Below are 25,442 nucleotides of genomic sequence, written 5' to 3' on the forward strand. Positions count from 1 at the left end.
TTCCGCCGTCTTCCGCAGCGCAACTATGCGCGGACATACCCTGCTCCGCAACACGGCTTCGACGGCCACGGCCGAAAGAAAGCACCGGTTTGTACCGGTATTTCGGACCCTCCGTACGTCGAGTTGCAACAAGATGACGGTGGTACAGGGGACTTGTGGGGGCATCGTGAAGAACCCCGCCAGAACGTGCTTCTGACGGGGCCGCATGGCGCATATCCGACGCTGCGCGCTCCGGGCTACTTCAGCCCGACCGACGCGCAGTCGGAGGCGAACTTCGACGTGCAGATCTGCGAGACCGTGTAGATGCCGTCCGAGATCACCGTCTGCTTGATGTTCTTCCGCGTCAGGGCGGTCACGGTGACGAGCTGGGCGGGAATGTCCTGGTTGGTGGGGCTGTCCACGGTGTCCTGGGTGAGGGCGTCGAACTGGATGTCGTGGCCCTGCACCTTGGCCACGGCCATCTGCGCGGCGGCCTCGGCCTCCTGCGGGTAGGACTTGTAGACGCTCATGTACTGGTCGCCGGCCACGATGCGCTGCACGGCCGCCAGTTCGGCGTCCTGGCCCGTGATCGGCGGCATCTTCGTCACGCCGGCCTTCTTCAGGGCGGCGATGACGCCGGCCGCCATGCCGTCGTTGGCGGAGTAGACGGCCGCGATGTTGTCCTTGCCGATCTTGTTGATCGCCTCGGTCATGTTGGCCTCGGCGTTCTCCGGCTTCCAGTCCTTGGTGTCGTAGGTCGCGGCGACCGTCACCTTGCCGTTGAGCTCCGACAGCGCACCGGCCTTGAACTGCTTGGCGTTGGGGTCGGTGAGCGACCCGTTCATCATGACGACCTTGTCGGAGGTGTCGGCGTTGCCGCCGAGGGCGTCGAGCAGGGTGCGGCCCTGCACCTCGCCGACCAGTTCGTTGTCGAAGGAGACGTAGGCGTCGATGGGGCCCTCGGCGAGGCGGTCGTAGGCGATGACCGGGATGCCGGCGTCCTTGGCCTTCTTCACCTCGCCGGCGATGGCGTGCGAGTCGACGGCGTCCAGCAGGATGATGTCGACCTTGTCGTCGATCATCTTCTGCATCTGGCCGGCCTGCTTCTTGGCGTCCTGCTCGGCGTTCTGGTAGTCGACGCTGCCCTGCTTCTTGGTGAGCAGCTCCACCTGCCGCTTGATGATGGGGTAGTCGAAGTCCTCGTAGCGGGTGTTGGCCTTCTCCGGCAGCAACAGGCCGATGGTGACGTCGTTGCCCTTCGTCGGGCTCGCCGAACTGCTGTCCCCCGACACGTCGAGCATGCCGCACCCGGCCAGCGACAGGGTCATCGTGGACGCGGCCACGGATATGGCGATACGACGCGTGGGACTGCTCACAGGCCTGCTCACTTCTGATGCCTACGGGACGCGGGCGCCTCGAGGTGCCCGGATGTCTGAAAAGACAACGCGCAGCCGCCCCCGGGCGTCAAGCCGAACTACTTAACGAGTGCGCAACACCACGCTCCGCTTGGCTTGTGAAGACATGAAGGAAACGCCTCCAAACACCCTTTACGGACTCTCCATGCAACGGCAGGCAATCGGCAGGCAAAGATCCGTACAACCAAGCCGATACCTCACGAGTCGTGATCATGACGGCTCCGAACAGCCGTCCTCGACCGATCAGAGGATCGAATGAACTCAGCCAGACGTACGACGGCTTCGACGCTGGTGCTCGCGACCGCGGGCGCCCTCCTCGGCGCGTCCGTCTCCTCCGCCTCCGCGGCGACCACCTGCGCCTCCCCCGTCTTCAAGCGCCAGTTCTTCGGGAACACCGCCTTCTCCGGTACGGCGAAGAAGACGGACTGCGACAGCGCGATCGACCAGAGCTGGAGCGGCGCCCCCGCGACCGGCCTGCCGAAGGACAACTTCGGCGTCCGCTGGAGCGTCACCCGCGACTTCGGCTCCGGCGGCCCCTTCGCGCTCACCGCGAGCGGCCTCGACGGCATCCGCGTCCACCTCGACGGCACCCGCAGGATCGACCTCTGGAAGAACGTGTCGTCGACGGTGCAGAAGACCGTCAACGTCACGATCCCGTCCGGCAAGCACACCCTCCGGGTGGACTACGCGAACTTCACCGGCGTCGCGAAGGTCCGGTTCACGTACACCCCCCGCACCTCCGCCGACGTCGACAAGGTCAAGCCCCTGGTGCCCGCCGGGACTTCGGTCTCGTACGACACGGCGACCGGGAAGGCGAAGCTGACCTGGGCGAAGAACAAGGAGATGGACCTCGCCGGGTACCGGGTGTACCGGCGGACGAAGGGCACGTCGTTCGGCTCCGCGCCGCTCGCGACGACCACCTCGACGTCGTACACCGACACCACCCTGCCGCTGACGGGCGAGACCTACTACTACGAGGTGCGCGCCTACGACCGGGCGGGCAACACCTCGGCCGGCACGGCGGACCAGGGCGTGACCACCGTCGACCGCACCGCGCCGGGACAGGTCACCGGCGTCACGGCGAAGGGCACCACCGCCGGCAACACCCTCGCGTGGCAGGCCTCCGGCGCGACGGACGTCCACCACTACGAGGTGTGGGGCGCGCCGGAGGGGCAGCAGGACGCCGACGGACCCGACCTCGTGGTGGGCACGTCCTTCACCGACGTGCGCGCAGGGACGGATGCCGCCCACGTCTACCGGGTGTACGCGGTCGACGGCGCCGGGAACGTCTCCCCCGCCTCCGCCCCGGTGACCGCCACCCGCCCCGAGCCGAGCGGCACACCGGCCCCGGCCGGGCTCACCGCCACCCTCCACGACGACCGGACCGAGCTGCACTGGGACCTGCCCGAGGACTCCGGCCAGTACAACGTCTACCGCCGCACCGACGGCGGCTTCAGCGCCATCGGCAGCGTGCGCGGCGGCGGGTGGGACGACATCATCGCCCCGGCCGGCGAGGCGTCCTACTACGTCGTCGCCGTGGACGGCACGGGCGCCGAGTCCGCGCCCTCCGACGTGCTCACCGTCGACCGGCTCACCCGGGCCACCCAGGCCGGCCCGGCCGCGCCGAGCCTGACGCTCGTCTCGGCGGGCATCCCCGCCCGCTCGCCCATCACGGTCAAGGCCGCGCCCGGCGCGGGCGACGAGGGCCGCGTCCTGAAGGGCTACTCCTGGGAGATCGAGGGCGCCTGCGGCGCCAGCGGCACCCAGCTGTCCACCACGGGCGACATCTCCTGGACGCCGCCGTACAACGGCCCCTGCACGGTCACCGTGTACGCCGTGGACGCCTACGGGCGCCAGAGCGCGCAGAGTTCGTCGCTGGAGTTCTTCGTCGGCCGCTGACGCCCCCCACGGGCATGCGAAGGGGCCCGGAGGTCTGCGCCTCCGGGCCCCTTCGTCCACGCGTGTCGCTAGTCCTTCGCCTTCTTGGGCCGCCACACCACCAGCGCGCTGGTCTGCTGCACCTCCTGGTACGGCACAAGATCGCGCCGGTACGAGGCGTGCACCGCGGCCTCGCGCTGCTGCATCGCCGCGGCGGCGCCGTCGACGGCCGCCTGGAGCTCGACGACGCGCTGCTGGAGCGCGGCGACCTGGTTCTCCAACTCGATGATGCGCTTGATGCCGGCCAGGTTGATGCCCTCGTCCTGCGACAACTGCTGCACCTGGCGGAGCAGTTCGATGTCGCGGGCCGAGTAGCGGCGGCCCCGCCCCGCCGTGCGGCCGGGCGAGACCAGGCCCAGGCGGTCGTACTGGCGCAGGGTCTGCGGGTGCAGACCGGAGAGCTGGGCAGCCACCGAGATGACGTAGACCGGGGTCTCCTCGGTCAGTTCATACGGGTTGCGTCGACGGCCGTCCATCTCGATCAAGCTCCCTTCGCCGCCTGGAACAGCTCCGCCCGCGGGTCCTCGCCCGCGGTCGCCTCGCGATACGCCTCGAGTGCGTCACGAGCCTTCCCCGTCACGTCCTTCGGAACACTCACCTCGACGGTGACCAGCAGGTCCCCGCGGGTGCCGTCCTTGCGGACCGCGCCCTTGCCACGGGCACGCATGGTGCGGCCGTTGGGCGTGCCCGGCGGCAGCTTCAGGGTGACGGGCGGGCCGCCCAGGGTGGGGACCCTGACCTCGCCGCCGAGCGCCGCCTCGGAGAACGTCACCGGCACGGTGACGGTGAGGTTGTCGCCCTTGCGGCCGAAGACCGGGTGCCCGGAGACGTGGACCGTGACGTACAGGTCGCCCGCCGGACCGCCCCGTTCACCGGGCGCGCCCTTGCCGCGCAGCCGGATGCGCTGGCCGTCGTCCACCCCGGCCGGGATACGGACCTGCATGGTCCTGGACGACTTGGCGCGGCCGCTGCCGTGGCAGACCTCGCAGGGGTTCTCCGCGATCAGTCCGCGGCCCTTGCAGTCCGGGCACGGGTCGGTCAGCGAGAAGCCGCCGCCCGAACCCCGGGCCACCTGGCCGGTGCCGACGCACGTCGGGCACACCCGGGGGTTGCCGTTGGCGTCGCCGGTGCCGGAACAGGCCTTGCACGGTGCCTGCGAAGTCATGCGCAGCGGGACCGTCGCGCCCTCGATCGCCTCGGTGAAGTTGAGGCTGACCTCGGTGTCGATGTCCTGGCCGCGCCGGGGCTGTACCCGCGTGGTGCCCGAGCTGCCCCGGTTGAACAGGCCCCCGAAGACGTCACCGAGCCCGCCGCCGAAGCCGCCGGCTCCCCCGCCGCCGCCCTGGGCGCCGCCTCCGAAGAGGTCGCCCAGGTCGAAGTTGAAGGAGCCGCCCGCGCCGCCCGGCCCCGGGCGGAAGCCGCCGTTGCCGAAGAGGGTGCGGGCCTCGTCGTACTCCTTGCGCTTCTTGGGGTCACCGAGGACGTCGTTCGCCTCGGAGATCTCCTTGAAGCGCTCCTCGGCCTTGGCGTTGCCCTTGTTGGCGTCCGGGTGGAACTCGCGGGCGAGCTTCCGGTACGCCTTCTTGATCTCGGCCTCGGTGGCGTCCTTGGGGACGCCGAGGACCTTGTAGTAGTCCTTCTCGATGAAGTCCTTGGTGCTCATCCTCGACGCGCCCCCTTTCCGGTGTTCCGCTCGGTGTCTACGTCAGCCCTCCTCAGGGCCGTTGTCCTTCTCGTCGCCGGCCGCGGGAGCCTCTTCGGCCCCCTCGGCCTTGACCGTCTGCGCGCCCGGCTGCGGTTCGGCGACGGCCACCCGGGCGGGGCGGATGGTGCGTTCGCCGATGCGATACCCGGGCTGCAGGATCGCCACGCACGTCGTCTCGGTGACGTCCGGCGCGTAGCTGTGCATCAGGGCCTCGTGGATCGTCGGGTCGAAGGGCTCGCCCTCCTTGCCGAACTGCTGCAGACCCATCTTCGCCGCGACGGTCTCCAGCGACTCCGCGACGGACTTGAATCCGCCGACGAGTTCGCCGTGGTCCCGGGCGCGGCCGATGTCGTCGAGCACGGGCAGGAGTTCGGTCAGGAGGTTCGCGATGGCGATCTCCTTGACCGTGATCCGGTCCCGCTCCACACGGCGGCGGTAGTTCTGGAACTCGGCCTGCAGCCGCTGGAGGTCCGCCGTGCGCTCCTCGAGCGCCTTGCGCACCTGGTCCAGCTGGGCCGTCAGACCGGCGATCTGAGCTGCGTCCCCGGCCGGGGCCGCCCCCCCGGAGGAGGCGGCGGCCTTCGGCTCGGCGTCGTCAGAGGTGGCGCCTGAGGGGACGTCGGGCTTCTCCTCGAAGCCCGGGGTCTCCTCGGTCACGCGGCACCGTCCTTGCGCTCGTCGTCCACGATCTCGGCGTCGACGACGTCGTCGTCGGCCTTGGGCGACTCGGCACCGGCGTCGGCGCCGCCCGCGGCCTGCGCGGCCTGGGCGTCGGCGTACATGGCCTGACCGACCTTCTGGGAGACCGCGGCGACCTTCTCGGTGGCGGTGCGGATCTCGGCGGTGTCCTCGCCCTTGAGCGCGGTCTTCAGCTCCTCGACGGCGGCCTCGACCTCGGTCTTGACCTCGCCGGGGACCTTGTCCTCGTTGTCCTTGAGGAACTTCTCCGTCTGGTAGACGAGCTGCTCGCCCTGGTTGCGGGTCTCGGCGGCCTCGCGGCGGCGGTGGTCCTCCTCCGCGTACTGCTCGGCCTCCTGGCGCATCCGGTCGACCTCGTCCTTCGGCAGCGAGGAGCCGCCGGTGACGGTCATCTTCTGCTCCTTGCCCGTGCCCAGGTCCTTGGCGGTCACGTGCATGATGCCGTTGGCGTCGATGTCGAAGGACACCTCGATCTGCGGCACGCCACGCGGGGCCGGCGGCAGACCGGTCAGCTCGAACATCCCGAGCTTCTTGTTGTACGCCGCGATCTCGCGCTCGCCCTGGTAGACCTGGATCTGCACGGACGGCTGGTTGTCCTCGGCCGTGGTGAAGATCTCGGAGCGCTTGGTCGGGATCGTGGTGTTGCGCTCGATGAGCTTGGTCATGATGCCGCCCTTGGTCTCGATACCGAGGGACAGCGGGGTGACGTCGAGCAGCAGGACGTCCTTGACCTCGCCCTTGAGGACACCGGCCTGGAGCGAGGCGCCGATGGCGACGACCTCGTCCGGGTTCACACCCTTGTTGGCCTCCTTGCCGCCGGTCAGCTCCTTGACGAGCTCGGCGACGGCGGGCATACGGGTGGAGCCACCGACGAGGACGACGTGGTCGATCTCGTTGATGGAGATGCCGGCGTCCTTGATGACGTTGTGGAACGGCGTCTTGCAGCGCTCCAGCAGGTCCGCGGTCAGCTGCTGGAACTGGGCGCGGGTGAGCTTCTCGTCGAGGTGCAGGGGGCCCTCGGCGGAGGCGGTGATGTAGGGCAGGTTGATCGAGGTCTCGGTGGACGAGGACAGCTCGATCTTGGCCTTCTCGGCGGCCTCACGCAGGCGCTGGAGGGCCATCTTGTCCTTGCCGAGGTCCACGCCGTGACCGGACTTGAACTGCTGCACCAGGTAGTCGACGACGCGCTGGTCCCAGTCGTCACCACCGAGGTGGTTGTCACCGTTGGTGGCCTTCACCTCGACGACGCCGTCGCCGATCTCCAGCAGCGAGACGTCGAACGTACCGCCACCGAGGTCGAAGACGAGGATCGTCTGGTCGTCCTTGTCGAGGCCGTACGCGAGCGCGGCCGCGGTGGGCTCGTTCACGATGCGCAGGACGTTCAGGCCCGCGATCTCGCCGGCCTCCTTGGTCGCCTGACGCTCGGAGTCGTTGAAGTAGGCCGGGACGGTGATGACCGCGTCCGTGACCTTCTCGCCCAGGTAGGACTCGGCGTCGCGCTTCAGCTTCTGCAGGATGAAGGCGCTCATCTGCTGCGGGTTGAACTGCTTCCCGTCGAGCTCGATCTTCCAGTCCGTGCCCATGTGGCGCTTCACGGAGCGGATGGTCCGGTCAACGTTGGTGACCGCCTGACGCTTGGCCACCTCGCCGACGAGCACCTCACCGTTCTTCGCGAAGGCGACGACGGACGGCGTGGTCCTGGCGCCCTCGGCGTTGGTGATGACGGTGGGCTCGCCGCCCTCCAGAACGCTGACGACGGAGTTAGTCGTGCCCAGGTCGATGCCGACCGCACGTGCCATGGTTGATTCCTCCAGCTGACTTGAGTGGAACGGACTCAAGTGTGCATGACGGCGGCGGATGGGTCAACAGACCTGAGTCGTATGGGCTCAACTCTTATCCGTTCCTTACACGCAATCTGCCCGTGACCTGCGCGGATGCCGAGCCCCTAGGGGGAGGATCAGGGATCCGGAGCAGCGCCAGGACGACGATCAGCGCACCCGCCCCGACCCACCACACCCCGGATCCGGCGATCCACCCCACGTCCACGAGCACCCCGACGAGCACCCCCGCAAACGCCCCGATCCCCAGCAGCACGGTGATCCCCCGCGGGGTCACCCCCAACCGCCGCAGCCGGTGGGCGAGATGGTCCGGTCCGCGCCGTTGCAGCGGCCGCCCGCCGAGCCGCCGCGCCAGCAGCACGAGGAGCACGTCGGCACTGGCGACGGCGGTGAGCGGGAAGAGCACGCCCGTACTGGAGGCGAGCCCGTAGCCGGCGCGGGTGAACACCGCGGCGGCGGCGAGCACGAACCCGGCGAACAGCGAGCCGCACGCGCCGAGCCCCACGCGTGCGGGATGCCAGTTGTGCATCAGGAAGCCGGTCAGCGCGGCGGCCAGCACGCTCAGCAGCACCGCGAGCCCGTCCATCACCTCGGCGGCGGCACAGGCCCCCACCCCGAAGGCGGTGAGGACGCCGACGGTCCCGGCGAGCGCGTCGGCGTGGTCGAGGGCCCGGAAGCCGAGGGCGACGAAGGTGATCCACCCCACGGCCAGCAGCCCCCCGCCGACACCCGTCTCCCCGTACGGCACCACGCAGGCCGCCGCCACCGCCGTACCGGCGACGAGCACCCACGGCCTGAGCCGCCGCACGTCGCCGAGGAGGCCCAGCGCTGCGACCGCGGCCCCCGCGACGAGCAGCCGTCCCACGCCGTCGCCGAGCGGCGCGACGCCCGTCCAGTCCCCGACGCCGGCGACCAGACAGCTGGCGAGCACCACCGCCACTCCCCCGAACAGCGGCAGCGGCCGCTGCCGCCGTCGGTCGACGACCCCGAGGCGCAGGGCGGGGATCCGCAGGAGTGCGGAGAGCACGGCGGCGAGGAGCAGGGCGGTGGTGGCGGCGGCGATCCCGTAGAGCACAGGTCTAAATTAGGGGCGAATGTACAAATTTGGTACGAATAACACGATCGGATCGTCCCGGACCTTTGAGGTGACCCTCAGCGACGCAGATCACCGCACCGCTGACTACATTGCGACGGAGAATGTGGGTAGTCTCAGACGGACTGCATAAGTTACCGCTTAGTAATGTCGAGGATTCCCTCGAGAGAACCCCTCGCAGGCCCGAGGAGCCCCCAAATGCAACTCGCCGCGATCATCGTGTCGCTGGTTCTGATCGTGGTTGGCGTGGCGCTGTTCGCGCGCGCCATCCTGCAGATCTACAACTTCATGCGGCTCGGTCAGAGCGTGCCCGCGGGTACCCGCACGGACGAACCCGGCCGACGCACCGTCACCGTGGCGAGGGAGTTCCTCGGCCACACCCGGATGAACCGCTGGGGTGTCGTCGGTGTGGCGCACTGGTTCGTGGCGGTGGGCTTCTTCACCCTGCTGCTGACGATCGTCAACGCCATCGGCCAGCTCTTCCAGGCCGACTGGCTGCTGCCGGTCCTCGGCGACTGGACGCCGTACAACGTCTTCGTCGAGTTCATCGGCACCATGACGGTGCTCGGCATCCTGGTCCTGATCGGCATCCGCCAGCTCAGCCACCCGCGCAGGCCGGGCCGCAAGTCCCGCTTCGCGGGCTCCAACTTCGGCCAGGCGTACTTCGTCGAGGCCGTCATCCTCATCGTCGGCGTCTGCATCTTCATGCTGCACGCACTCGAAGGCGCCCAGCACCACGTCGACGGCTACGAGGCGTCGTTCTTCATCTCGTACCCGGTGGTGCACTGGCTCGCGGGCATGGACGTCTCCACGCTCCAGAACCTCACCTACTTCTTCGCCGGCCTGAAGATCGCGACCTCCTTCATCTGGATGATCACGGTCGCCCTGAAGACCGACATGGGTGTCGCCTGGCACCGCTTCCTGGCGTTCCCCAACATCTGGTTCAAGCGCAACGCCGGCGGCGAGACCTCCCTGGGCGCCCTGCTGCCGATGACGTCCGGCGGCAAGCCGATCGACTTCACCGACCCCGGCGACGACGACGTCTTCGGTGTCTCCCAGGTCGAGCAGTTCTCCTGGAAGGGCCTGCTGGACTTCTCCACCTGCACCGAGTGCGGCCGCTGCCAGTCGCAGTGCCCCGCGTGGAACACCGGCAAGCCGCTCTCCCCGAAGCTGCTGATCATGTCCCTGCGCGACCACGCGCACGCCAAGGCCCCCTACCTGCTCGCGGGTGGCGGCAAGTCCATGGAGGGCGAGGAGAAGGCCTCCGAGGAGCAGCTGGCCGGCGTGCCCGCGGCCGCCCTCGCGGAGGCCGAGCGCCCGCTGGTGGGTTCCCTGGAGGACAACGGCGTCATCGACCCCGACGTCCTGTGGTCCTGCACCACCTGCGGCGCCTGCGTCGAGCAGTGCCCGGTGGACATCGAGCACATCGACCACATCGTCGACATGCGCCGCTACCAGGTGATGATCGAGTCCGCGTTCCCGTCCGAGGCGGGCACGATGCTCAAGAACCTGGAGAAGAAGGGCAACCCCTGGGGCCTGGCCAAGAAGCAGCGCCTGGAGTGGCTCAAGGAGGTCGAGTTCGAGGTCCCGGTCGTCGGCCAGGACATCGAGGACCTCACCGAGGTCGAGTACCTGTACTGGGTCGGCTGCGCCGGCTCCCTCGAGGACCGCGCCAAGAAGACGACGAAGGCCTTCGCCGAGCTGCTGCACATCGCGGGCGTCAAGTTCGCGATCATGGGCGGCGACGAGAAGTGCACCGGCGACTCCGCCCGCCGCCTGGGCAACGAGCCCCTGTTCCAGGAGCTCGGCATGGAGAACGTCATGGCGCTGAACATGGCGTTCGGCGAGGAACTGGACGACGACGGCAAGGTGGTCCCGGAGTCCGCCAAGCCCAAGTCGGCGAAGAAGATCGTCGCGACCTGCCCGCACTGCCTCAACACGATCGGCAACGAGTACCCGCAGCTCGGCGGCGACTACGAGGTCATCCACCACACCCAGCTGCTGCAGCACCTCGTCGACGAGGGCAAGCTGGTCCCGGTCACCCCGGTCGAGGGCATCATCACCTACCACGACCCCTGCTACCTGGGCCGCCACAACAAGATCTACACGCCCCCGCGCGAGATCATCGCCAACGTCCCCGGTCTCCGGAACGAGGAGATGCACCGCCACAAGGAGCGCGGCTTCTGCTGCGGCGCCGGTGGTGCGCGCATGTGGATGGAAGAGCGCATCGGCAAGCGCATCAACAACGAGCGCGTCGACGAGGCGCTGTCGCTGAACCCCGACATCGTCTCCACCGCCTGCCCGTTCTGCCTGGTCATGCTGACGGACTCGGTCAACGGCAAGAAGAACGAAGGCAAGGCGAAGGAGTCGATCCAGGTCGTCGACGTCGCCCAGCTGCTCCTCGACTCCGTCAAGACGCCCGTCGACCCGGCGGGCGAGGAGGAGACGGAGAGCGCACCGGAGCCGGAGCCGGTGAAGTAGCCCGTACGACCACGACGGCGCCCCCCGCCTCCCACGAGGCGGGGGGCGCCGTCGTACGTGTCACGCGCCCCTCGGCCCCGACTGCTGGACCACCTCGAAGGACCACAGCGTCGAACCACTGGCCGCCGGCTTCGGGCGCTCGCCGCCCTCCTGGCCGCCCTGGTGCGCGGACTTCATCGACCCCTCCATCCATGCCTGGAAGGACTCCTCGTCCCGCCAGCGGGTGTACACGAGGTACTGATCGGTGCCCTCGACCGGTCGCAGCAGCTCGAACCACTCGAAGCCGTCGGAGCCGTCCACGGTGTGGGCCCGCGAGGCGAACCGCTTCTCCAGGACCTCGCGCTGCTCGGCGGGCACGGTCAGTACGTTGATCTTTACGACGCTCATGGACCCATCCTCCACCCGACCACCGCGCCCGCCACGCGCGGCACCCGTGTCCCCGCGCTCGATCCGGCAGGGGTCTCAGAAGACCGGCTGCCCGATCGCCAGCAGGTTCCCCTCGCTGTCCCGGAACCACGCGCCGCGCTCCCCGCGGGCGCCCTTGCTCGGATAGTTCCCCTCGACCTCCGCGATCCCGTCCACGGTCCTCAGCCCCGGCGCGTCCACCTCCTCGAACACCACCCCGCGCCGCCGCAGCTCCGCCACGACGGCCGCCAGGTCCGCGACGCCCTCGAACGCCATCTGCGTGAAGGTCCCCGGCGAGGCCCCCGTGGACCGGAAGAGCACGAAGTCCACTCCCCCGCACCGGTACAGCAGCCCTCCGGGCCGCTCGTCCACGGGCTCCAGCCCGAGCATCTCGGCGTAGAAGCGGCGTGCCCGGTCGAGGTCCTGTGCCGGCAGCCGGGTCGCCACCCGCGCCCCGGCCAGAACGTTCCCTCCATCTGCGCTCATGTCACCACTGTGCCCGTGGGCAGGCGAGCTGTCGCGGTGTCTCGAACGCGTGCATGATGGGGCGGCTTTGTCGGCGGGGCGGGCGGGGTGGGCGGTGCGCGTGCGAAGAGGCGGGGCGAAGGTCACGGCGGCGGTGATGGGCGGCTGTCTCCTGCTGCTCGGCGCCTGCGGTCCCGGCAGGGACACCCCCGCCGCCGGGCACCGGCCCGAACGGGGCGCGGACGCCCCCGCCCTGCTCCCGGTCCCGCACGGCACGGGCAGCAAGGCCGCCGACGACTTCAACGGCGACGGCCACCGCGACCTCGTCCTCGACGACCTGGTCGAGGCCCACAGCCACGCCGACGACGCCGGCATCGGCATCGTCTACGGCAGCGCGCACGGACTCGTCCCGGGCGCACGGCAGTTGCTCGGCCCCACCGCCTACGCGGCCCGCACGGGAGGCCGTCTCCCGGCCGTCTTCGACGCGGAGGCGAACTGCGACCTGGACCGGGACGGCTTCACCGACCTCGTCGTCTCGACGGACCCGCCCTACGACGGCCGCGGCCGGCCCCCGGTCCCGCTCCAGATCCTCTTCGGCTCCCCGGCGGGCCTGACCCCTGCGGTCCACCTCACCGTCCCCGCCCGCGCCCGCGCCGGCACCGACTGGCCCGACCGGCCGGTGTGCGGCGACTTCGACGGCGACGGCGCCGAGGACCTGGTGCTGCACGCGTCGGGCGGCCGACTCACCTGGCTGCGCGGCCCGTTCGGCCGTCGGGGCACCCCGCGCGCTGCCGCCGCCCCCGTCCCCTCCACCGGCGAGGTCCCGACGGGCCCCGCGGCCGACGTGAACCGCGACGGATACGACGACCTCGTCGTCCGTACGGCGGAGGGCTCCGGCACCTCGACGATCGTCCTCGGCGGCCCGGACGGCCCCACCCGCACCGGCACCGCCCTCCCCGAGGGCCTCGACGTCGCCCTCGGCCGATTCGGCCGGGGCACGGCCCTGGACGCGGCGGTCGGCACCACCGACGAAACGTCCCTGCGCTACGACCTCCCCACCTCCGTCCGCGCCACCCTCCCCGTCCCCGGCCCCCGCCTGGCCACGGCCGACCTCGACGGTGACGGCCTGAGCGAACTCATCGCCGATGGAGCGGAGTTGAAGGTGTTGCGTGGCCGCTCGGCCGGCCTCTCGGCTTCCGACACGGTGACCGTGAAGCCGCCGGCCCCCGGCACGACGAGGCTCCTGGCGGCAGCGGACTTCGACGGCGACGGCCGCGCCGACCTGGTCCTGCGGACGTACCGAGGGGAGACGAGGGACACCGTCACCGTCCTTCCGGGCGTCGGTGCCGGCGCCGGCGTGGGTGTCGGGAAGCGGCTGGTGGCGGAGAAACCGGCGGTCCGCTTCTCGACGTCGGAGTTCCTGGGCGACCGCTGATCCGCCCAAGATTATTTACCGTACTCACGTACAACCCTTACCCGACGGCGAAGGTCTCCTGATCGCCTGCCGCCCCGCACACGGGCCGGCGGGCACACCACCGACTGTCGATGCCCCCGGGCATCCCCGCATGCCGCAGGAGACCCCGCATGCACAAGCCCCTGCGACTCGCCCTCGCGTCGGCCACCGCGGCCGCGCTGACGGGCGGGCTGCTCACCCTCACCGCCGCCCCGGCGACGGCCGCCCCCTCCGGCCTGGCCGCGGACTTCAACGGCGACGGCTACCGCGACACCGCCGTCGCCGCACCCTGCGCCACCGTCGGCACGGTCTCGTGCGCCGGCGCGGTCGTCGTGCTGTACGGCTCGTCCTCCGGTGTGTCGGCCACCAGGAAGACCGTGATCACGCAGAACTCCACCGGCGTGCCGGGCACCGCCGAGGAGCTCGACCGCTTCGGCGGCGGCCTCGCCACCGGCGACCTGGACGGCGACGGCTACGCCGACCTGATCGTCGGCACCCCGAACGAGGGCATCGGCGACCGAGCCGGCGTCGGCAGCGCGACCGTGATCTGGGGCTCCAAGTCAGGCCTGTCCGGCGGCGCCTCCCTGCCCTCCCCCTCCGGTCTGAGCGAGTGGGGCGGCTACTCCGGCTCCATCGCCACCGGCGACTTCAACGGCGACGGCAAGACGGACGTGACCGTCACCGGCCAGAGCCGCACAGGCCTGTACCGGGGCCCCTTCGCCCGCACCGGCGAGCCCGCGACCCTGTCCGCCGTGGACGAGGTCGGCTCCACGGACGAGGTCGTCGCCGGGAACATCGACGGCGACCTGGCGGCCGAACGGGTGTACCCCTACATCCTGGAGAGGGACGAGGCCGGCGTCATCGAGTACGTCGACCACGACCCCGAGGGCTGGGAGAGCCACCCCGACTCCGACTACGCCACCACCGCGCTGCCCGCCGCCGACGGCCACCAGGGCGCGATCGGCGACATCAACGGCGACGGCTACGGCGACCTGGTCCTCGGCGACCACGAGGACCCGCGCAGCGTCAAGCCGGGCGGCCACAAGGGCGGCCAGATCAGCGTCTGGTACGGCGGCCCGAACGGCCCCGACCCCGCGCAGACGCCGACGGTCGTCCACCAGGACACGACCGGCGTGCCCGGCTCCGGCGAGACCGACGACCTCTTCGGCTCGGCGCTCGCCGTCGGCGACATCAACGGCGACACGTACGCAGACGTCGCCGTGGGCGCCTTCGGCGAGGACAACGGCACCGCCAAGGACTCGGGTTCGGTGACCGTCCTGTTCGGCTCGGCCACGGGTCTGAAGACCTCGAACGCCAAGTCGTACACCCAGAACACCACGGGCGTGCCCGGCAGCAGCGAGACCGGCGACGGCTTCGGCATGACGGTCCGTCTGACCGACCTCGACAAGAACGGCAAGGCCGACCTCGTCATCGGCACCGGCTACGAGAACGGCTACGGGGCGATCACCGTCCTGAAGGGCACCGCCTCCGGCCTCAGCACCACCGGCGCCAAGTCGTTCACCGCCCGCGACCTCTCCCTCAAGGGGGGCGCCGACCTCGGCTGGGAGATCGCCCAGTGACACGAGGGGACCGACGGCCCCGGTAAGGCAAGAGGACCGACGGTCCCGGTGACGCAAAGGGACCGACTATCCCGGTGCCACAAGGGGACTGACGGTCCCTAGGGGCCCCTCGCCCGGCCCCTTAGGGGATGTCACAGGTCGGCCGCAAAGCCGGGCCCGAACCGCCGGGCCCGGCACGTCACTCTCCGAGACCAGGTACGTTCGAAGACGTGGCTGGATTCAGGATCGGACGCGGCGCCCGGAACAACGGCGCTCCGCAAACGCGACCGCAAAACCCCCCGCACGGACAGCAGACGCCGCAGGGACCGTCGTACGGCTACCCGCCGGCGCCGCATCCCCACCCGGGCCGTCAGCAGTACGGCAACGGCGGCGGCCAGGGCCAGTGGCCCCAGTCGGGAGGCGCCGGCGGCTACGGCGAGCCGGAGTACTTCGGCGACGGCGGCGGCTACGCACCGCAGGGCGGCCCGGACCCGTACGCGGCCAACAACCCGGGTCACACGCAGGCGTTCTCCGTGGGCGAGGACCCGTACAGCCAGGGCGAGACCTACCGCGCCGGTTCGGCCCAGCCGCCGGCCGGCCCGATAGGCCCCCGCCTGCACTGGAAGGACCTGCTCCGCGGGATCGTCCTCTCCCCCGCCCAGACGTTCCTGCAGATGCGGGACTACGCCATGTGGGGCCCCGCGCTCGTCGTCACCTTCCTCTACGGCCTGCTGGCCGTCTTCGGGTTCGACGGCGCCCGCTCGGACGCGATCAACGCCACCCTGTCGAACGCGGTGCCGATCGTCCTGACGACGGCGGTCGCCATGGTCGTCTCGTCCTTCGTCCTGAGCGTGGTCACGCACACCCTGGCCCGCCAGCTCGGCGGCGACGGGGCCTGGCAGCCCACGGTCGGCCTCTCCATGCTGATCATGTCCCTCACGGACGCCCCCCGCCTGGTCTTCGCCATGTTCTTCGGCGGCGACGCGACGTTCGTGCAGATACTCGGCTGGGCGACCTGGGTGGCTGCCGGGGCCCTGCTGACGATGATGGTCAGCCGCTCCCACGACCTGCCCTGGCCGAAGGCCCTGGGCGCGTCGGCGATCCAGCTGATCGCGCTGCTGTCGATCGTGAAGCTGGGCACGTTCTAGAGCTGGAAGGCATCGAGCCGCCGACGAGAGGGGCTCCCGGGGTGTCACCGGGAGCCCTGGCACCGTCGGAGGTTCGGGGAGTTCGGGGATGTTCGCAGAGGCTCGGGAAGGCCTGGGAAGGGGAAACCGTGGCCGGATTTTTTCCCGGCCGTTGGATTTTTTCCCGGCCGTCTCTCCGCCCTCATCTCGAAACACCAGGTCAGCGGCGGGCCGCGGTCCTCATCTTCCGGATCTGTGCCGATGGCCACAGCGAGCGGGACCTGGCTGGGCGCATACTGAGCCATGACCAAGCCTGCGGCACAGAAGCGCCATCTGCCCACCAGCCCGTTCAAGGCGCCGGTCGCACCGGCCCCGAAACACTTCGCGATGGGCGACCAGGTCACCCATGACATGTACGGCCTCGGCCGGGTGATCGGCATCGAGGAAGGCATCGCGGCCCTGGTGGATTTCGGCACGGCCCAGATGCGCATCCTGAGCCCGTACAGCAAGATGACCAAGTTGTAGAACCGCTGTGCCCGGTGGCGGCACACCAGGCTCCGTCAGGAGCCTGCAACGAAAGGCAGACCTCTCATCGACCAGACTTCGCTGTTCTCCGCTCTGGAAGGACAGCCCAGCCGTCCCACCGTCGTCTCGCCGCCTCCGGCGACAGAGCCCTTCCAGGCCCCGGACTTCGGACGGGACGAGATCTTCGAGGACGAGCCCTTCTCGTCCGGGGCAGGGGAGCCCGAGCCGACCACGCGCACGGCACGGCCGAAGGCCGCCCGGCGGTAGTCGACGGCGGCCACGGACCCGACGCCGCAGCAGCGAGAGAGCCCCCCGGCACTTCACCGAGGGGCTCTCTCATGCCGCCTGTGCCGTCACCGAAGACCTTGCGGTTCCTGCAGTTCCTGCCGCCTTGCCGTCTTGCCGTTCAGACGGCTTCCCGGTTCTCCTTGGGCGCCTTCCCCAGCCCGTGCACGGGCGGCAGGACACTCCACGGGAAGTTGATCCACTCATCGGTGCGCTTCCACACGTACTCGCACTTCACCAGCGACTGCGACTTCTCGTAGATGACGGCGGAGCGCACCTCGGCGACGTGGTCGAGGCAGAAGTCCCGCACCAGCTTCAACGTCTTGCCGGTGTCGGCGACGTCGTCGGTGATGAGGACCTTCTTGTCGGAGAAGTCGATGACGTTGGGGACGGGCGCGAGCATGACCGGCATTTCCAGCGTGGTCCCCACCCCGGTGTAGAACTCGACGTTCACCAGGTGGATGTTCTTGCAGTCCAGGGCGTAGGCGAGCCCGCCGGCGACGAACACCCCGCCGCGCGCGATGCTGAGGACGACGTCCGGCTCGTACCCGTCGTCGGCGATGGTCTGCGCCAGCTCGCGGACGGCCGTCCCGAACGCCTCGTAGGTCAGGTTCTCCCGCACACCGCTCACGCTCGTCACACCTGCGTCCGGTGGAAGTTCAGGTAGGAACGCGAGGCGGTGGGCCCGCGCTGCCCCTGGTACCGGGATCCGTACCGGTCACTGCCGTACGGGAACTCGGCCGGCGAGGAGAGCCGGAACAGGCACAGCTGCCCGATCTTCATGCCGGGCCACAGCTTGATGGGCAGGGTGGCGAGGTTGGACAGCTCCAGGGTCACGTGACCGGAGAACCCGGGGTCGATGAACCCGGCGGTGGAGTGGGTGACGAGCCCGAGCCGGCCGAGGGAGCTCTTGCCCTCCAGGCGGGAGGCGAGGTCGTCGGGGAGCGTGATGACCTCGTACGTCGACGCGAGCACGAACTCCCCGGGGTGCAGGATGAACGGCTCGTCGCCCTCCGGCTCCACCAGCCGCGTGAGGTCGGGCTGCTCGACGGAGGGGTCGATGTGCGGGTACCGGTGGTTCTCGAACACCCGGAAGTACCGGTCCAGCCGGACGTCGACGCTCGACGGCTGCACCATGGATTCTTCGAAGGGATCGATCCGTACCCGCCCGGCGTCGATCTCGGCCCGGATGTCCTTGTCTGAGAGAAGCACGCCCCGAGGATACGCAAGGCGCGCGAGCCGACCACAATCGTGGCAACCCGCGCGCCTGTGCTTTCGTACTGCCTGCTTGCCGCTTTGCCCGCTACCGCTTCTCGAGACTGACCGGTACGACGCTGCGAAGCCGCGCACAGCGGGGACATCGGAGCAACCGACCGGGGCCGAGCCGCTCGGCCTGCTGCATCGGGAACGAAGCGGTGCTGAACACGTGCCCATCGGCACAACGGACGACGGTGCGCTCCATCAAGTTCTGGAGTCCCTTCCCCAAAGAGCCTCGCCGGGCTGCTGCTCACCGGACGACAAATGCCACATTACGGGATCAAAGGAACGACTCTCCAGGCGGCACTCCGGCCTCACCCGGACCCTCTCCCACCCCTCCACCGTACGCCCCAACTCCGGTGCCCCGCAGCCCCGTCCCACCCCTGAAACGCACTCAGACCCCGCGGCTTCAGCGCCCGGGGCCTGGCATGAGGTAAGGTAACGTTGCGTTCCGACACCGACTCCGTTCGGCGTCTTACGCGGGTGTAGTTTAATGGTAGAACATCAGCTTCCCAAGCTGAGAGCGCGAGTTCGATTCTCGTCACCCGCTCCACGATGAAGCCCCAGGCCAGTGGCCCGGGGCTTGTTTTTTTGGGCCTCGGCCCGCTGTGTCTGGGCGACGGCGGACGCCCGTCCTGCATGTGGACGGGGAACAAGGTCCGTGTGGGCGCGGGCACTTGGTCACCGAGCGGCTTGTGTCAGAGCGGGAGGTCGTCGGGGAGTACCCGGAACGCCTTGTGGCGGCCCAACGGGCGTACGGCTCGGAAGTCCCGTCGGTCGAGGGTGAGGATCGCGTCCGTGTCGTAGTCGGCGGCAAGCGCCACGTTGACCGCGTCGGCGAGGTCGAGGTCCAGCGCGCGGTAACGGACACGGACGGACTGGGCGGCGCCCAGGTGGTCCTCCGTGATCTCCGGCAGGACGACACGACCCCGGCTCATCCAGCGCCGTAGGTCGTCGACCGCGCTGAGGGCGGCCTCCCTGCCGAGTTCGCGCGTGGCAACGTGATCCAGTTCGGCAAGCAGCAATGGGGACATGACCAACAAGCCGGCCGCCATGATCGCCTCGTTGGCCGCCGCGTGTTCCGGATGAGCCGAGTCCAGGGCCGCCAGAAGGCCGGACGTGTCGGCGATGACAATGATCACGCGGCGGATCCGGAGCCCGAGCCGGTCTCACGCCGGACGGCGTCGGCGACCGTGTCGCGGACCTCCGACTTGGACGGCGCACGCCCTGGGCCCTCGAAGGTCCGCGAGAACAGGGGCTCGTCCCAGACCCGGTTCGCCATGGCCGCAAGGTGGATGCCCTGACGGATGATCTCGGCCTCGCTTATGCCTCGGCGCTTGGCGGCCTCCTTGATGATGGCCAGGTCCTCGGGATCGGCGTAGACGTTGGTGCGCTTCATGGACATGTACCAACGGTAGTCCATGTACCGGAGTGATGTATGGGCGCACTTGCCCGTATCTCGTTGCGTAGGGCCATCCGACGAACACGGGGCTCCGGCGCGTGGGTCAGGAGCGGTCTGCGGCCTCGTAGGCTTCCGGGCCCTGTTCCGCCGCCGTCGTGTCCATCCACATGACCTGCCAGCCGTGGCCGTCGAGGTCGAAGAAGCTGCGGGAGTACATGAAGCCGTAGTCCTCGGCGCCGTCCGCCTCGGAGGCGCCCGCCGCGAGCGCTGCGGCGCTGACCTTGTCGACCTCTTCGCGGGAGGACACGCTGAAGCTGTACAGCGCCAGCGTGTGCGTGGTGGGGTCGGCCATCGGCAGCTTCGAGAACTGCGCGAACTTCTCCCGGGTGAGCAGCATGACGAAGGCGTGCTCGCCGACCAGCATGCAGGCCGCCGTCTCGTCGGTGAACGCCGGGTTGAAGGTGAACCCGAGCTCGGCGAAGAACGCCTTGCTGCGCTCCAGGTCGGTGACGGGCAGGTTCACGAACAGCATGCGGCCGGGGTGTGCGGGCTTGGTCATGGCGGGTCTCCAGTCGGTGGCTCGATGGCGTACGTCCTGGTAGACCGGGGCGGTCGGCGGAACTCATCGGTCGGGCGGTCGGGCAAGCAAGAATTCGGCTGCCCGTCAGCTCGTGAGCTCGTGAGCTCGTGAGCTCGTCAGCTCCTCAGCTCCTCAGCTCCTCAGCTCCTCAGCTCCTCAGCGTGCGTGACGAGTACGCCGGCACCCGGCGCGTGGCCCCGGTCCTCTGCCCCGGCGTCGCGTGACCCGGGAGGGCCGTCTCGGGTCAGCGGGGGCGGTGTGGGGTGCCGAGGGGCTTTGGGGTGCGGGGGAGTCCGCGGATCGTCAGGATCGCGCACAGAACCGCCAGGGGGAGTTCCGCTCCGACCGCCATGGCAAGGGCCGATATGAGGTCGGCGCCCGGCGTCGCCGTGGTCGTGTCGAACCAGGCGTCGGCGAGCAGGAGCGTGGCGGTCGCGGAGGCCGCGAGGGTGCGCCGGGGGTCGCGCCACAGGACCAGCAGGCCCGTGGTCACGAGGCCGACGGCTTCCAGACCGTCCAGTCCGACCCAGGTCAGGGACTCCCGGGCGGTGTCGAAGAGGACGCCCGTGGCGAGTACGACCAGCCAGGGCAGCAGGGCGAGACCGCAGGCGATGAGGCCGTAGCCGATGCGGGAGCGGGTGCGCTCGTCCAGGACCGGATCCCTGACGGACGCTCCGGTGGGCACGCCGGCGCGGGGCGGCAGGTCGAGGACGGTCATACGGCGGTCTCCTGGATCTCCTGGTTCGTCGGGCAGCGGCGGCTCGGGGCGTGATGGCCTCCTTGCGGTCTGTTCTCGGGTCGCCCGCGATCAGTCGTACGAAACCCTGATCCGCGACGACGTCATCGTCCCTCCGTGATCTGAGCGGTCCCTGTGAGGCCCATGAGAAAGGGCTTCAGTCACCGGGGGTTCCTCGCGGTACGGTTCCCCCCGCCGAGAGGGGGCCCGACAGGTGACGGCGTACCAAGTGGGGAACGCGGAGGGGCAGTGGACGGTCTGGATCGCCCTGGGTCTGGCCGCCGTGTGGGTGGCAACCGGCCGGTGGCGGGACTACCCGCGCGCCGAGGGCCGGAGCCCCGAGCAACTCGCCGCCGTGGTTCGGTTCCGGTCCCGGCTGGTCAAGCGCTCGATCCTCGCCGTCGCCGTGTTGTGGGTCCTGACGAACGTCGTCGTCGACACGTGGGTCGCGCACCGGTGAGAAAGTCTGTCGCGGCGGGACCATGTCTTCGTGCCGGGCGGAGTTAGGGTTGTCCACCGGGCGGACCATGCCGGATCTTCGGCCGTGCCGCCCGGGTCCCTCGCCCCGTTCCCGAAGACAAGGTGCTATGCCCGCTGACAACGCCCCTGCCGCCGGGAACCTCGACGACGACGACTATCCCGCCTACACCATGGGCCGGGCCGCCGACGTGCTCGGGACCACCGCCGCCTTCCTGCGGGCCGTCGGCGAGGCCGAGCTGATCACTCCGCTGCGCTCGGAGGGCGGCCACCGCCGGTACTCCCGGCGGCAGTTGAGGATCGTCGCCCGCGCCCGTGAGCTCGTGGACCAGGGCACCCCCATCGAGGCCGCGTGCCGCATCGTCTCCCTCGAGGACCAGCTCGACGACGTCCGCCGCCTCAACCGGGACATGCGCCGGAAGCTGGACGACAGCGACGACAGCGACGTGCTCGATGAGCAAGAAGGGCGCGAGGAGCGAGCTCGGCGCGACGCGGATACCTAGTCCGGCCGCTGCAGAATTGCACGGTATGACGGAGTGAGAGTTCCGGAGTGATCAGGAAATCGATGGGGGTTTCCACCAGACCTGTGTTAGCGTGATAGCAGTTGCAGTTTTGGTTGCCAGAGAATTTTTTCTTTGCAGAGCTTTCCGGATCCTTCCGGAGGGGTGATCATCGCGGCGACTCGGACTCCGTAAAGTGCGGTCTCCGGCACTGCCCCTCAAGGGAGATTCAATATGGCATCTGGCACCGTGAAGTGGTTCAACGCGGAAAAGGGCTTCGGCTTCATCGAGCAGGACGGCGGCGGCGCTGACGTGTTCGCCCACTACTCGAACATCGCCACCAGCGGCTTCCGCGAGCTTCAGGAAGGCCAGAAGGTTACCTTCGACGTCACGCAGGGCCAGAAGGGCCCGCAGGCCGAGAACATCGTTCCCGCCTGACGCTGACGCGACCGCGTGACTGGGGCCCGCACCTTGGGGTGCGGGCCCCAGGTCATGCTCTCCGCATTTCCCGGGCATTTTCATGCCCATTTCTTCGGCTCATTCTTGCGAATCCTCGTGCGGCTCCCGCTGCGGCTGGAATTCCTCGATACGCCGCATCGAGGAGGGTTCCTCCATGGACCGCACCGGCCGTGACGGCCGCGCATCCAGTCGCTCCCGAGCCCAGCAGAAAGGCCGCCAGGGTCATCGTCCGGACACCGGGCGAACCGGTGGCCGGCGGGCACACGTCACACCCCGTCCGCAGGAGTTCACTCTTCCGGCGACCCTCACCGAGCCGCTGCCGCCGGTCGCGACCTTCGCCGAGCTGGACATGCCCGCCCGCCTCCTGAGCGCGCTCGACGCCGAGGGCGTGACCGTGCCCTTCCCGATCCAGGCCGCCACCCTGCCGAACGCGCTGGCCGGACGGGACGTACTGGGCCGCGGGCGTACCGGCTCCGGCAAGACGCTCGCCTTCGGCCTGCCCGTGCTGGCCCGGCTCGCCGGACAGCGGGCCCTGCCCCGGCAGCCGCTCGCTCTCGTCCTCGTGCCCACCCGGGAACTGGCCGGGCAGGTCACCGACGCGCTCGCCCCCTACGCCCGCGCCCTGCGTCTGCGGCTCGCCACCGTCGTGGGAGGCGTGTCGATCGGCCGCCAGGCGAGTGCGCTGGGCGGCGGCGCCGAGGTCGTCGTGGCGACGCCCGGCCGGCTCAAGGACCTCATCGAGCGGGGCGACTGCCGGCTGGACCAGGTCGCCGTCACCGTCCTGGACGAGGCCGACCAGATGGCCGACATGGGCTTCCTGCCGCAGGTGACCGCGCTGCTCGACCAAGTCGGCCCCGCCGGGCAGCGGTTGCTGTTCTCCGCCACCCTGGACCGCAACATCGACCTCCTGGTGCGGCGCTACCTCCACGACCCGGTCGTGCACTCCGTCGACCCGTCCGCGGGCGCCGTCGCCACCATGGAGCACCACCTGCTGCACGTGCACGACGACGACAAGCGCACCACCGCGACCGAGATCGCCGCCCGCGAGGGGCGGGTGATCATGTTCCTGGACACCAAGCACGCCGCCGACCGGCTGGCCAAGCACCTGCTGTCCGTGGGCGTGCGCGCCTCGGCCCTGCACGGCGGCAAGTCGCAGCCGCAGCGCAACCGGACGCTCGCCCAGTTCAAGGAGGGCCACGTCACGGTGCTGGTGGCCACGAACGTCGCGGCCCGCGGCATCCACGTCGACGACCTCGACCTCGTCGTGAACGTCGACCCTCCGGGCGACCACAAGGACTACCTGCACCGGGGCGGACGTACGGCCCGGGCCGGCGAGTCCGGCACGGTCGTCACCCTCGTCCTGCCGCACCAGCGGCGCGCGATGGACCGCCTGATGGCCGACGCCGGCATCACCCCGAACACCACCCGGGTCCGGCCGGGCGAGGTCGAACTGCAGCGCATCACCGGCGCCCGGACGCCCTCCGGGGTGCCCGTCACCGTCACCGTCCCGGCACCCGCGCCGGCCGGCCGGAGTGAGAAGACCGGGGCCGGTTCCGGCGGTCGCCGCCGCAGGGGACGGGCCGGCGGCCGGGGCGGGGCCGTACGGACCGCGGCCCGGAGCCGTGGCTCCGCGCCGCGCGGCAGCTCGTAGCACGGTCCGGTACCCGGGCGCGTCCCGCGTATCGGCGTATCCCCCCAACTCCATGGAGGCATCCATGCGTTGTGTCATCGCCCGCTTCCCCTTCGACCTCACCAAGAACGAGGTCGAGCAGTCGATGAGCGGCATCGAGCCCGAGCCGGTCAGCGGGGTGACCGTCACCATCGGCAGCCGCGTCTACCCGGTGATGCAGGTCGGGGAAGTGATCACCAGGCAGAGCCGCCGCGACTTCACCTCCGGTGAGATGCGCCGGGCGCTGACCCGCCTCGGCTTCACCTGCCAGGACGCCGCGCCGAGCACCCCGGCGCCGAACCCGCGTCCCGACGGGGACGTCCTGGGCTGGTGACGGCGCCGGCAGCTGATGCGCACCGTGCCGTGTGGGCGCCGCAGGATGTGGCACCCGGCAAGGGGCGGGCCGTACATCTGAACCGGGTCCCGTCGGGGCGGTTCGGCCAGGAGCCGCGGACAGAGCGGGACCGTACGGCCCGTACCGTACTGCCGTCTGGACCGAAGGTGCTCGGGCGAGCCCGGCTCAGGGCCGGTAGACCATGCCCGGCCGGGGCTTGGCGGGGGCGAGCAGCTGCGAGACCGTGACGATGGTGTAGCCGCGCTGCCTGAGCGCCTTGAGGATGCCGGGGACGGCGGGCACCGTGCCCTTGTGCAGGTCGTGCAGCAGGATGATGCCGTCGCGATGCGTCTGTTCGAGCACCCGCTTGGTGATCAGGGCCGAGTCGGTGGTCTCGTAGTCCTTGGCCGTGACGCTCCACAGCACCTGGGCCAGGCCCAGTTCCCGGCAGATCTTGGCCACGTCGCGGTTGGTGCGGCCCTGCGGCGGGCGCATCAGGACGGGCTTGGTGCCCGTGATCCTCTCGATGGCGTCCTGGGTGCTGCTCAGCTCGTGCCGGGCGTCGGCCGTGTCGATCTGCGTCAGCACCTTGTGGTTCCAGGTGTGGTTGCCGATCTCGTCGCCCTCGTCCTTGATACGGCGGACGATCTGCGGGTACTTCGCGATGTGCCCCTTGCCCTGCAGGAAGAACGTCGCGTGCAGGTGCTCCCGCTTCAGGATGTCCAAGAGGCCCGGGGTGGTCGGGCTCGGGCCGCCGTCGAAGGTGAGGGCCACGCACTTCGCCTTGCGGCAGTCGACGGGCCCGGACACCGAGCCCGACGCCTTGTTCCGGGCGGCGCGCGGTGAGGTGTGGTCGTAGGTGGTGATCGTCAGGGCCACGATCACGACGACGGTCAGGGCGACGGTTGCGGCCGTGGCGAGGGCGATGAAGAGGCGTGACGGTCTTATTCGAGCGAACTTCGACACAGCAGAGATCCCCCTTGAGCAGAAACTTCCGTCGTTGACTGTCGTTGACCGTCACCGTTGGTTATGGATGGCTTTTCTGCCCATGGGGTTCATCC

26 protein-coding genes and 1 tRNA gene are annotated in these 25,442 nt (G+C 69.9%); 12 read left to right on the plus strand and 15 right to left on the minus strand.

What is annotated here, in order from left to right; genetic code table 11:
• Positions 1–236 precede the first annotated feature (236 nt).
• Positions 237–1,355: a substrate-binding domain-containing protein gene (locus ACQF4J_RS22545; RefSeq protein ID WP_351582487.1), complete on the minus strand. Its 1,119-nt coding sequence runs from the start codon at positions 1,353–1,355 to the stop codon at positions 237–239.
• A gap of 294 nt (positions 1,356–1,649) precedes the next feature.
• On the opposite strand from ACQF4J_RS22545, the gene ACQF4J_RS22550 reads away from it, so the two are divergent.
• Positions 1,650–3,293: a fibronectin type III domain-containing protein gene (locus tag ACQF4J_RS22550; RefSeq protein ID WP_351582489.1), complete on the plus strand. Its 1,644-nt coding sequence runs from the start codon at positions 1,650–1,652 to the stop codon at positions 3,291–3,293.
• Between the two features lie 68 nt (positions 3,294–3,361).
• On the opposite strand, the gene ACQF4J_RS22555 is transcribed toward ACQF4J_RS22550, so the two are convergent.
• The 5 genes from ACQF4J_RS22555 to ACQF4J_RS22575 all read right to left on the minus strand — a co-directional run bounded on the left by ACQF4J_RS22555 (position 3,362) and on the right by ACQF4J_RS22575 (position 8,649).
• Complete coding sequence (locus ACQF4J_RS22555; RefSeq protein WP_351582493.1) at positions 3,362–3,808, minus strand: heat shock protein transcriptional repressor HspR; 447 nt, start codon at positions 3,806–3,808, stop codon at positions 3,362–3,364.
• A gap of 5 nt (positions 3,809–3,813) precedes the next feature.
• Positions 3,814–4,995, minus strand: coding sequence for a molecular chaperone DnaJ (gene dnaJ, locus ACQF4J_RS22560; RefSeq protein ID WP_351801462.1), 1,182 nt, complete (start codon positions 4,993–4,995; stop codon positions 3,814–3,816).
• Positions 4,996–5,037: 42 nt separating this feature from the next.
• A complete protein-coding gene (gene grpE / locus ACQF4J_RS22565; protein ID WP_351582495.1) occupies positions 5,038–5,694 on the minus strand; it encodes a nucleotide exchange factor GrpE in 657 nt (218 codons plus the stop codon).
• Entirely contained in the window at positions 5,691–7,535 is a 1,845-nt protein-coding gene (dnaK, locus tag ACQF4J_RS22570) for a molecular chaperone DnaK (protein ID WP_351801464.1), read from the minus strand. Before dnaK ends, grpE begins: the two co-directional genes overlap by 4 nt.
• A gap of 94 nt (positions 7,536–7,629) precedes the next feature.
• Positions 7,630–8,649 carry an MraY family glycosyltransferase gene (locus ACQF4J_RS22575; RefSeq protein WP_351801466.1) on the minus strand — a complete coding sequence of 340 codons (1,020 nt, stop codon included), beginning with the start codon at positions 8,647–8,649 and terminating at the stop codon, positions 7,630–7,632.
• Between the two features lie 216 nt (positions 8,650–8,865).
• Between ACQF4J_RS22575 and ACQF4J_RS22580 the strand changes: the two genes are divergently transcribed.
• The gene (locus tag ACQF4J_RS22580) at positions 8,866–11,148 is read left to right on the plus strand and encodes a (Fe-S)-binding protein (RefSeq protein ID WP_351801468.1); all 2,283 of its coding nucleotides are present in this window, start codon (positions 8,866–8,868) and stop codon (positions 11,146–11,148) included.
• A gap of 60 nt (positions 11,149–11,208) precedes the next feature.
• Here ACQF4J_RS22580 and ACQF4J_RS22585 read toward each other — a convergent pair whose 3' ends face one another.
• Entirely contained in the window at positions 11,209–11,535 is a 327-nt protein-coding gene (locus tag ACQF4J_RS22585; protein ID WP_351582503.1) for an antibiotic biosynthesis monooxygenase family protein, read from the minus strand.
• Between the two features lie 75 nt (positions 11,536–11,610).
• Complete coding sequence (locus ACQF4J_RS22590; protein WP_351582505.1) at positions 11,611–12,039, minus strand: VOC family protein; 429 nt, start codon at positions 12,037–12,039, stop codon at positions 11,611–11,613.
• A 94-nt stretch (positions 12,040–12,133) separates the two neighbouring features.
• On the opposite strand from ACQF4J_RS22590, the gene ACQF4J_RS22595 reads away from it, so the two are divergent.
• The 4 genes from ACQF4J_RS22595 to ACQF4J_RS22610 all read left to right on the plus strand — a co-directional run bounded on the left by ACQF4J_RS22595 (position 12,134) and on the right by ACQF4J_RS22610 (position 16,682).
• Positions 12,134–13,453 carry an FG-GAP repeat domain-containing protein gene (locus ACQF4J_RS22595; RefSeq protein ID WP_427166681.1) on the plus strand — a complete coding sequence of 440 codons (1,320 nt, stop codon included), beginning with the start codon at positions 12,134–12,136 and terminating at the stop codon, positions 13,451–13,453.
• A gap of 149 nt (positions 13,454–13,602) precedes the next feature.
• Positions 13,603–15,051 (plus strand): FG-GAP and VCBS repeat-containing protein, encoded by a 1,449-nt coding sequence (locus tag ACQF4J_RS22600; protein WP_351582507.1) that lies wholly within the window; start codon positions 13,603–13,605, stop codon positions 15,049–15,051.
• Positions 15,052–15,179: 128 nt separating this feature from the next.
• The gene (locus tag ACQF4J_RS22605) at positions 15,180–16,178 is read left to right on the plus strand and encodes a Yip1 family protein (RefSeq protein ID WP_351582509.1); all 999 of its coding nucleotides are present in this window, start codon (positions 15,180–15,182) and stop codon (positions 16,176–16,178) included.
• Positions 16,179–16,460: 282 nt separating this feature from the next.
• A complete protein-coding gene (locus ACQF4J_RS22610) occupies positions 16,461–16,682 on the plus strand; it encodes a hypothetical protein (protein WP_351582511.1) in 222 nt (73 codons plus the stop codon).
• 406 nt (positions 16,683–17,088) lie between these two features.
• Here ACQF4J_RS22610 and ACQF4J_RS22615 read toward each other — a convergent pair whose 3' ends face one another.
• A complete protein-coding gene (locus tag ACQF4J_RS22615) occupies positions 17,089–17,598 on the minus strand; it encodes a phosphoribosyltransferase (protein WP_351582513.1) in 510 nt (169 codons plus the stop codon).
• A 5-nt stretch (positions 17,599–17,603) separates the two neighbouring features.
• Complete coding sequence (gene dcd, locus ACQF4J_RS22620; protein WP_351582515.1) at positions 17,604–18,179, minus strand: dCTP deaminase; 576 nt, start codon at positions 18,177–18,179, stop codon at positions 17,604–17,606.
• A gap of 524 nt (positions 18,180–18,703) precedes the next feature.
• Between dcd and ACQF4J_RS22625 the strand changes: the two genes are divergently transcribed.
• Positions 18,704–18,777: transfer RNA gene (locus tag ACQF4J_RS22625), tRNA-Gly, on the plus strand.
• A gap of 145 nt (positions 18,778–18,922) precedes the next feature.
• Here ACQF4J_RS22625 and ACQF4J_RS22630 read toward each other — a convergent pair.
• The 4 genes from ACQF4J_RS22630 to ACQF4J_RS22645 all read right to left on the minus strand — a co-directional run bounded on the left by ACQF4J_RS22630 (position 18,923) and on the right by ACQF4J_RS22645 (position 20,924).
• Positions 18,923–19,366 carry a PIN domain-containing protein gene (locus ACQF4J_RS22630; protein ID WP_427166685.1) on the minus strand — a complete coding sequence of 148 codons (444 nt, stop codon included), beginning with the start codon at positions 19,364–19,366 and terminating at the stop codon, positions 18,923–18,925.
• On the minus strand, positions 19,363–19,629 hold the full coding sequence (locus tag ACQF4J_RS22635) for a CopG family transcriptional regulator (RefSeq protein WP_351582519.1): 267 nt from the start codon (positions 19,627–19,629) through the stop codon (positions 19,363–19,365). The genes ACQF4J_RS22630 and ACQF4J_RS22635 overlap by 4 nt, the downstream gene beginning before the upstream one ends.
• Before the next feature lie 100 nt (positions 19,630–19,729).
• Positions 19,730–20,185, minus strand: coding sequence for a VOC family protein (locus tag ACQF4J_RS22640; protein WP_427166687.1), 456 nt, complete (start codon positions 20,183–20,185; stop codon positions 19,730–19,732).
• A gap of 265 nt (positions 20,186–20,450) precedes the next feature.
• Positions 20,451–20,924, minus strand: a complete 474-nt coding sequence (locus ACQF4J_RS22645) for a hypothetical protein (protein WP_351582523.1) — start codon at positions 20,922–20,924, stop codon at positions 20,451–20,453.
• A 232-nt stretch (positions 20,925–21,156) separates the two neighbouring features.
• On the opposite strand from ACQF4J_RS22645, the gene ACQF4J_RS22650 reads away from it, so the two are divergent.
• The 5 genes from ACQF4J_RS22650 to ACQF4J_RS22670 all read left to right on the plus strand — a co-directional run bounded on the left by ACQF4J_RS22650 (position 21,157) and on the right by ACQF4J_RS22670 (position 24,381).
• Complete coding sequence (locus tag ACQF4J_RS22650; protein ID WP_351582525.1) at positions 21,157–21,402, plus strand: hypothetical protein; 246 nt, start codon at positions 21,157–21,159, stop codon at positions 21,400–21,402.
• 127 nt (positions 21,403–21,529) lie between these two features.
• Entirely contained in the window at positions 21,530–21,922 is a 393-nt protein-coding gene (locus ACQF4J_RS22655; protein WP_427166689.1) for a MerR family transcriptional regulator, read from the plus strand.
• Between the two features lie 231 nt (positions 21,923–22,153).
• Complete coding sequence (locus tag ACQF4J_RS22660; protein ID WP_007383480.1) at positions 22,154–22,357, plus strand: cold-shock protein; 204 nt, start codon at positions 22,154–22,156, stop codon at positions 22,355–22,357.
• A 175-nt stretch (positions 22,358–22,532) separates the two neighbouring features.
• Positions 22,533–24,029, plus strand: coding sequence for a DEAD/DEAH box helicase (locus ACQF4J_RS22665; protein ID WP_351582529.1), 1,497 nt, complete (start codon positions 22,533–22,535; stop codon positions 24,027–24,029).
• Between the two features lie 64 nt (positions 24,030–24,093).
• A complete protein-coding gene (locus tag ACQF4J_RS22670) occupies positions 24,094–24,381 on the plus strand; it encodes an SCO5918 family protein (protein WP_351582531.1) in 288 nt (95 codons plus the stop codon).
• A 186-nt stretch (positions 24,382–24,567) separates the two neighbouring features.
• On the opposite strand, the gene ACQF4J_RS22675 is transcribed toward ACQF4J_RS22670, so the two are convergent.
• A complete protein-coding gene (locus ACQF4J_RS22675; RefSeq protein ID WP_351582533.1) occupies positions 24,568–25,347 on the minus strand; it encodes a polysaccharide deacetylase family protein in 780 nt (259 codons plus the stop codon).
• Between the last annotated feature and the right edge of the window lie 95 nt (positions 25,348–25,442).

Origin of the sequence: Streptomyces sp. C1-1 (assembly GCF_050214755.1) — a bacterium.
Lineage (GTDB): Bacteria > Actinomycetota > Actinomycetes > Streptomycetales > Streptomycetaceae > Streptomyces.

Coding starts and splice junctions, on each gene's coding strand:
- ACQF4J_RS22555 (WP_351582493.1), bottom strand. CDS start 3,808: ATGGACGGCCGTCGACGCAACCCGTATGAACTGACCGAGGAGACCCCG.
- ACQF4J_RS22660 (WP_007383480.1), top strand. CDS start 22,154: ATGGCATCTGGCACCGTGAAGTGGTTCAACGCGGAAAAGGGCTTCGGC.
- ACQF4J_RS22670 (WP_351582531.1), top strand. CDS start 24,094: ATGCGTTGTGTCATCGCCCGCTTCCCCTTCGACCTCACCAAGAACGAG.
- ACQF4J_RS22585 (WP_351582503.1), bottom strand. CDS start 11,535: ATGAGCGTCGTAAAGATCAACGTACTGACCGTGCCCGCCGAGCAGCGC.
- ACQF4J_RS22665 (WP_351582529.1), top strand. CDS start 22,533: ATGGACCGCACCGGCCGTGACGGCCGCGCATCCAGTCGCTCCCGAGCC.
- dnaK (WP_351801464.1), bottom strand. CDS start 7,535: ATGGCACGTGCGGTCGGCATCGACCTGGGCACGACTAACTCCGTCGTC.
- ACQF4J_RS22610 (WP_351582511.1), top strand. CDS start 16,461: ATGACCAAGCCTGCGGCACAGAAGCGCCATCTGCCCACCAGCCCGTTC.
- ACQF4J_RS22635 (WP_351582519.1), bottom strand. CDS start 19,629: ATGTCCATGAAGCGCACCAACGTCTACGCCGATCCCGAGGACCTGGCC.
- ACQF4J_RS22580 (WP_351801468.1), top strand. CDS start 8,866: ATGCAACTCGCCGCGATCATCGTGTCGCTGGTTCTGATCGTGGTTGGC.
- ACQF4J_RS22590 (WP_351582505.1), bottom strand. CDS start 12,039: ATGAGCGCAGATGGAGGGAACGTTCTGGCCGGGGCGCGGGTGGCGACC.
- ACQF4J_RS22605 (WP_351582509.1), top strand. CDS start 15,180: ATGTCACAGGTCGGCCGCAAAGCCGGGCCCGAACCGCCGGGCCCGGCA.
- ACQF4J_RS22550 (WP_351582489.1), top strand. CDS start 1,650: ATGAACTCAGCCAGACGTACGACGGCTTCGACGCTGGTGCTCGCGACC.
- ACQF4J_RS22600 (WP_351582507.1), top strand. CDS start 13,603: ATGCACAAGCCCCTGCGACTCGCCCTCGCGTCGGCCACCGCGGCCGCG.
- ACQF4J_RS22655 (WP_427166689.1), top strand. CDS start 21,530: ATGCCCGCTGACAACGCCCCTGCCGCCGGGAACCTCGACGACGACGAC.
- ACQF4J_RS22645 (WP_351582523.1), bottom strand. CDS start 20,924: ATGACCGTCCTCGACCTGCCGCCCCGCGCCGGCGTGCCCACCGGAGCG.
- dnaJ (WP_351801462.1), bottom strand. CDS start 4,995: ATGAGCACCAAGGACTTCATCGAGAAGGACTACTACAAGGTCCTCGGC.
- ACQF4J_RS22640 (WP_427166687.1), bottom strand. CDS start 20,185: ATGACCAAGCCCGCACACCCCGGCCGCATGCTGTTCGTGAACCTGCCC.